Below are 5,222 nucleotides of genomic sequence, written 5' to 3'. Positions count from 1 at the left end.
ACTCCACTGCGAAGATCGGCTTTGGGGATGCATCGGCAAACTCCCTCCACTCACTTCGTTCGTTGTGGTCAAACAGTGCCGATGAGTCAGTCCACGAAGCGCGCTGGCGCGCGCCATCCCCAAAGCCGATCTTCTCCGTCGCCCCAGAAATCGCCCCCAGCCCGGCCCCTTCCCTCACCCGCCGCAAGCACCACCCGCTCTTGTTGGGGGGAAAAGACTGGAGTGACCGTTGAACGTGCGAGCGCGCGCGTGCTTTGTCGATCTGTTCAGTCTCGTTCCCCCTCATGCAAAGAGCGGCGGCGGCGGCAAAGGCGTGGGTGGGGAGGCTGTGGAGCGCCAATAGGGACGGGCCATGAAACCAGTCAGCGGAGGGAAGTCTTCGCCCCGAGAGGGGCGAAGACCGCACCGGCCGGCGAGCCAAAGCCTCCCCACCCGCGCCTTTGCTCAAGCAGCTAGCGAACAGCCCCGACATCGTCAAACCTTCTTGATCGCGGACTTGCCGAACAACCCGGCCGGCTTCACCGCGAGAACGATCAGCAGCAGCACCAACCCGGGCACGTCCTTGTAGCCGGTCGACAGGTAGAAGCCCGTCGTCGTCTCGGCGATGCCAAGAATGATCCCGCCGACGATGATGCCCATGCCGCTCGTCAACCCGCCGATGATCGCCACCGCGAAGGCCTTCAGGCCCAGCACCGCGCCCATCGTCGCGCCGGTCAGCGTCAACGGCGCGATCAGCACGCCGGCGAAGGCCGCCGTCAGCGACGACAACGCGTACGAAAACGTGATCACCAGGCCGGTGTTGATGCCCATCAGCTTGGCCGCGTCGCGGTCGTTGAAGGTCGCCACCACCGCCTTGCCGTAGATCGTCTTGCGGTTGAAGAACTCCACCGCCAGCATCATCAGCAGCGCGCCCACCACCACCAGGATCTCCATCGGCAGCACGTTCGCACCCAGGAACTTCAGCGGCGACTCCGGCAACGGCGACGGGAACTTCAGGTCGTCGCGGCCCCACACGTTCTCGGCCACGTTCTTGAAGATGATGCCCAGCGCGATCGTCGACATGATCCAGCCGAACTCCGACTTGATCTTGATCGCCGGGCGCACGCCGATGCGCTCGACGAAGGCGCCCTGCAGCGCGCCGAACAGGCACACCAGCGGGATCATCAGCCAGTAGTTCAGGCCCAGGCCGACCAGGGTCAGCCCGACCAGCGCGCCCAGCATCAGCGCGTCGCCCTGGCCGAAGTTCAGCGTGTCGGAGGTCGCGAAGGTCAGCTGGTAGCCGAACGCGATCACCGCATAGATCATCCCGAGCGCAATGCCGCTGTAGACGAGTTGGGTCAGGATCTGCATGGTGCTTCCTGCAAGGACTCAAACGAACGCCGCCGCGGCACGGGCCGGGGCGGCGTCTTCTCGGGCAAAGGCCTACTTCTTCGCGGCGGTCAGCGCGCCCTTGGCGTTCGGGTCCTTCACGCGGACCTCCGACGCCTTCTTGAAGTCGTCCGGGTAGGCATACACCACGCGCTGGCCCTTGACCTCGCCGAACACCGGGATGTTCGCGGTGATCGCCTCGTGGTCACCCTTGCTGAACGGCTTGTTGTACGTCGTCACGACGCCTTCGACCGGCGCCTTCAGGTCCTCGAGCGCGGCCTTGACCTTCGGGCCCTCGGTGCCGCCCGCCTGCTTGATCGCCGCGGCCAGCAGGTAGACCGAGTCGTAGCCCTGCGCGGCCGACACCGGCGAATCGATGCGGGCGTTCTTCGGGTTGAAGGTCTTCAGGTAGTTGATGATGAACGACTGCCGCTTCGGCGTCGTCGGCTCCTGGATGAAGGTCTGCGGCATGCGCGCGCCCTCGCCGCCCGGGCCGGCGTTGTCGATGTAGTTGGCCATCGACAGCGTCCAGCTGCCGACCAGCGGCACCTTCCAGCCGAGCTTGGTCATGCCGTTGGCGATCTGCGCGAGCTCGGGGCCGATGCCGTAGGTCAGCACCGCTTCGGCGCCGGCTTCCTTGGCCTTCAACAGCTGGGCCGTCATGTCGACGTCCTTGATGTTGAACTTCTCGACCGCCACCGGCTTGATGCCCTTCTGCGCCAGCGCCTTCTCCAGGTCCTCGCGGCCGAGCTGGCCGTAGTTGGTGGAGTCGGCCAGGATCGCGACCTTCTTGAAGCCGCGCCGCGTGATGGCCTCTTCAACAATCATCGGCGCCTGGATGCTGTCGTGCGCCGCATTGCGGAAGATGTAGTTCTCGGGCTGGCTGTCGAACTGGTGCGTGATCAGCGAGCCGGTGGCGACGTTGTTCATCACCGGGATCTTCGCGTCCTGGTAGAAGCGCTGCGACGCGAGCGCGACACCGGTGTTGATGTAGCCGACAGTGGCGGCGACCTTCTCCTTGTTGATCAGCTCCTGGGCGATCTGCACGCCGCGCTCGTTCTTCGCCTCGTCGTCGCGCTCGACCAGCACCAGCTGGCGGCCCAGCACGCCGCCGGCCTTGTTGATCTCGTCGGCGGCCAGGCGCACGCCGTCGCGCATGCTGACCCCCATCGACGACGAACCGCCGGTGAACGGGCCGGCCACGCCGATCTTGATCGGGTCGGCAGCGAAGGCGGCAGCGGCGGCCAGGCTCAGCGCGCTCGCGACAAGGGGAGTGGAAAAACGGGTCCAGGGGCTGCGCATGTTGTCTCCTGCGTGCGGCGGGTGAATGAACTTCAGTCCTCGCAAAGCCCTGTGTTCCCGTAGGACACGACAATCACGCGCGGCATCGGCGTGTCGTGTTGCGGTGCTTCGTTGCGACCAGCATCGATGCTCGCGCATTCGCCCCGATCTGCCCTCGTGGTATTCACGTACGTGATGTTCGCGTCCGCCGCCAGTCGGTGCGTTCAGGCTGAAACTGCTTTGCGCCCGGCGCAGCAATCCGCACCGCGGCGGGGCATCGGAGCGCGGGGCAAGACCGTGCTCACTCGCTCCAGACACCGTGCCGGCGGTGCCAATCGGCCAGCGATTCGTCCGGCCAGTGCTGCGAGTGCACATGGCCGCGCCCCTTCGGTACATCGACCCACGGCGCGACGAAAGCGAGCGCCGCCTCGACGACTTCGGCGGGTTTCGGCAGCGGCGTGTCGATCGCCGAGGCGTGCGGGTGCACGAGCTCGGGCCAGCGCGGATCCCACAGCCACAGCGCGCTGCCGCATCTGACGCAGAAATGGCGCTGCGCCTTCGAGCGCGTCGCGCGCTTGCCGGGCTCGCGCATCACCGCGTGGTAGACCGCCAGGTGCTTGCGGCCGCGCACCTTCAGCGTCGTGGCGTCGCCGCCCAGGTTGATCGCGTAGCCGCCGCCGCCGGCCGTCTTGCGGCAGATGCTGCAGTGGCAGTGCATGTAGGGCTGCGGGCTGTGCGCTTCGAGGCTGAAGCGCACGACGGCGCAGTGGCAGGAGCCTTCCAGGTGCATCGATGGTCCTCCGCGGAGGCGCCGTGCGTGTCAATGATCACGGTCATCCCCAACATGGTGGAAAAAAATTCGGCCCTGCGCTTCTACACTGCGCCGCGCAGCAGAGGGGCTGCGATCAACAGAACCAATCCAATCCGGAGGGATTTTCATGAAGACCCGTCTTTTGAGCGCGCTGGCGCTGAGCGTGCTGGCCACCGGCTGCGCGTCGATCATCAACGAATCGAACCAGCCGATCCGCGTGGAAACGCTGAAGGCCGATGGCACCGAGGTCAAGGGCGCCGAGTGCCGGCTGACCAACGACTACGGCAACTTCACCGGCAAGTCCGGCGAAGCGATCCCCGTGCACCGCTCGGGCAAGGACCTGGACATCGTCTGCACGGACCCGAACAGCCCGCAGGCGGTCGCTCGCGCGATCTCGCGCGCGAGCGGCGGCATGTACGGCAACATCCTGTTCGGCGGCGGCATCGGCGCGATCATCGACCACAACAACGGCAAGGGCTACAACTACCCGAGCTGGCTGCAACTGAAGTTCGGCAAGACGATCGTGTTCGACCGCAGCACCGAGAAGGACGGCCAGGCCGTCGTCGGCGTCGAAGCAGCGGCATCGGCCGTCGCCAGCAAGTGACACCCGCTGCCTGACCGTCCGCGGTCGCAGCAAAGGGGCGGAGCGATCCGCCCCTTTTTTCATGGCCGCTGCGTTCAGGCGGCCGCGTGCTGGTAGCGGTGCTCCTGCGTCAGCCCACCGTAGCCGTAGGCACTCGCCCGCAGGTCGGCCACATGCACGTACGAATGCTCGGCGACGCCGCCCAGCAGCTCGCGCATCGTCGCGTGCACCGCGTCGAGGTAGGCCGCCTTCTCGCGCTTGGTGTTGGTCTCGTCGGTGATGCTGACCATCCAGTGGTAGCTGCGCGGCCCGCCGGCCGACAGCGGGCGACCGCCGATGAACCACTGCGACGGCGCGATGAAGTCGACGACGACCGCCGTCAGCGACGGGTCCTTGCCGAGCAGGCGGGCCGTCAGCTCGGTGGCGCTGCGGGCGGCGTTCGCTGCGAGGGCCGCATCGGCCTCGCCGGAGATCTGGAGGTGCAGGTAGGGCATGGAGGGCTCCTATGGCTTGTCGGGTTGACAAGTCAACTGTAGGCACCGAGCATCCATCCGTGAATCAGTTTTATTCGATCGCATTGATGGACAACTCAGATGAATGACCTCGACCCGCTGTGGCTGCGCAGCTTCATCGCGATCGCGCAGGCCGGTTCGGTCACGCGGGCGGCCGGGCGCGTCAACCGCACGCAGTCGGCTGTCAGCACCCACCTGCAGCAGCTGGAGGCGAGCGTCGGTGCGCGCCTGGTGCAGCGCAGCACGCGCGCGCTCGCGCTGACGGCCGAGGGCGAACGCTTCCTGCCGCATGCACGCCGCCTGATCGAGCTGCAGGACGAAGCCCGCGCCTCGGTACAGCCGGCGCTGCAGGCGGCGGTGTGGCGCATCGGCCTGAGCGAATACTTTCTGCCGGCGCGCCTGGCCGACCTGCTCGCGCTGCTGCGCGACGCGCAGCCGCAGGCCCGCTTCGAGCTGCTGTGGGCCAGTTCCGYTGCACTGCAGCAACTGTGGGCCGCCGATGCGATGGACCTGGCCGTCGTCACCAGCGACAAGGCGCTGCCCGGCGCCCGGCTGCTGCGCCGCGAACCGCTGTCGTGGGTGGCGGCGCCCGGCTGGCAGCCGCCCGCGAACGCGCCGGCGCCGCTGGTGCTGCTCGGCCCCGATTGCCCGGTGCGCGCGATGGCAC

Annotated in this window: 6 protein-coding genes; 2 read left to right on the top strand and 4 right to left on the bottom strand. The window is 67.1% G+C overall.

Annotated features, from left to right (window positions below):
* Window positions 1-474: 474 nt before the first annotated feature.
* The 3 genes from ACXJLU_RS32645 to ACXJLU_RS32635 all read right to left on the bottom strand — a co-directional run bounded on the left by ACXJLU_RS32645 (window position 475) and on the right by ACXJLU_RS32635 (window position 3,439).
* Complete coding sequence (locus tag ACXJLU_RS32645) at window positions 475-1,350, bottom strand: branched-chain amino acid ABC transporter permease (protein ID WP_073462523.1); 876 nt, start codon at window positions 1,348-1,350, stop codon at window positions 475-477.
* A 72-nt stretch (window positions 1,351-1,422) separates the two neighbouring features.
* On the bottom strand, window positions 1,423-2,670 hold the full coding sequence (locus tag ACXJLU_RS32640) for an ABC transporter substrate-binding protein (RefSeq protein ID WP_457337890.1): 1,248 nt from the start codon (window positions 2,668-2,670) through the stop codon (window positions 1,423-1,425).
* 280 nt (window positions 2,671-2,950) lie between these two features.
* Window positions 2,951-3,439, bottom strand: coding sequence for a GFA family protein (locus tag ACXJLU_RS32635; protein WP_457337889.1), 489 nt, complete (start codon window positions 3,437-3,439; stop codon window positions 2,951-2,953).
* A 148-nt stretch (window positions 3,440-3,587) separates the two neighbouring features.
* Here ACXJLU_RS32635 and ACXJLU_RS32630 point away from each other — a divergent pair, with 148 nt between their 5' ends.
* Window positions 3,588-4,064: a hypothetical protein gene (locus ACXJLU_RS32630; protein ID WP_457337888.1), complete on the top strand. Its 477-nt coding sequence runs from the start codon at window positions 3,588-3,590 to the stop codon at window positions 4,062-4,064.
* 74 nt (window positions 4,065-4,138) lie between these two features.
* Here the strand turns inward: ACXJLU_RS32630 and ACXJLU_RS32625 are convergent, their stop codons facing one another.
* Entirely contained in the window at window positions 4,139-4,537 is a 399-nt protein-coding gene (locus ACXJLU_RS32625) for a tautomerase family protein (protein WP_457337887.1), read from the bottom strand.
* Between the two features lie 99 nt (window positions 4,538-4,636).
* Between ACXJLU_RS32625 and ACXJLU_RS32620 the strand changes: the two genes are divergently transcribed.
* The coding region (locus tag ACXJLU_RS32620; RefSeq protein WP_457337886.1) for a LysR family transcriptional regulator at window positions 4,637-5,222 on the top strand (586 nt) is incomplete at its 3' end.

Source organism: Rhizobacter sp. P5_C2 (assembly GCF_054049715.1).
Note: the sequence above shows the minus strand (reverse complement) of the source record. Positions and strands in the feature narration are given on the sequence as shown.

Bases quoted from the DNA above. Each gene is read 5' to 3' on its own strand.
- ACXJLU_RS32630 (WP_457337888.1), top strand. From the start codon at position 3,588: ATGAAGACCCGTCTTTTGAGCGCGCTGGCGCTGAGCGTGCTGGCCACC.
- ACXJLU_RS32625 (WP_457337887.1), bottom strand. From the start codon at position 4,537: ATGCCCTACCTGCACCTCCAGATCTCCGGCGAGGCCGATGCGGCCCTC.
- ACXJLU_RS32635 (WP_457337889.1), bottom strand. From the start codon at position 3,439: ATGCACCTGGAAGGCTCCTGCCACTGCGCCGTCGTGCGCTTCAGCCTC.
- ACXJLU_RS32645 (WP_073462523.1), bottom strand. From the start codon at position 1,350: ATGCAGATCCTGACCCAACTCGTCTACAGCGGCATTGCGCTCGGGATG.
- ACXJLU_RS32640 (WP_457337890.1), bottom strand. From the start codon at position 2,670: ATGCGCAGCCCCTGGACCCGTTTTTCCACTCCCCTTGTCGCGAGCGCG.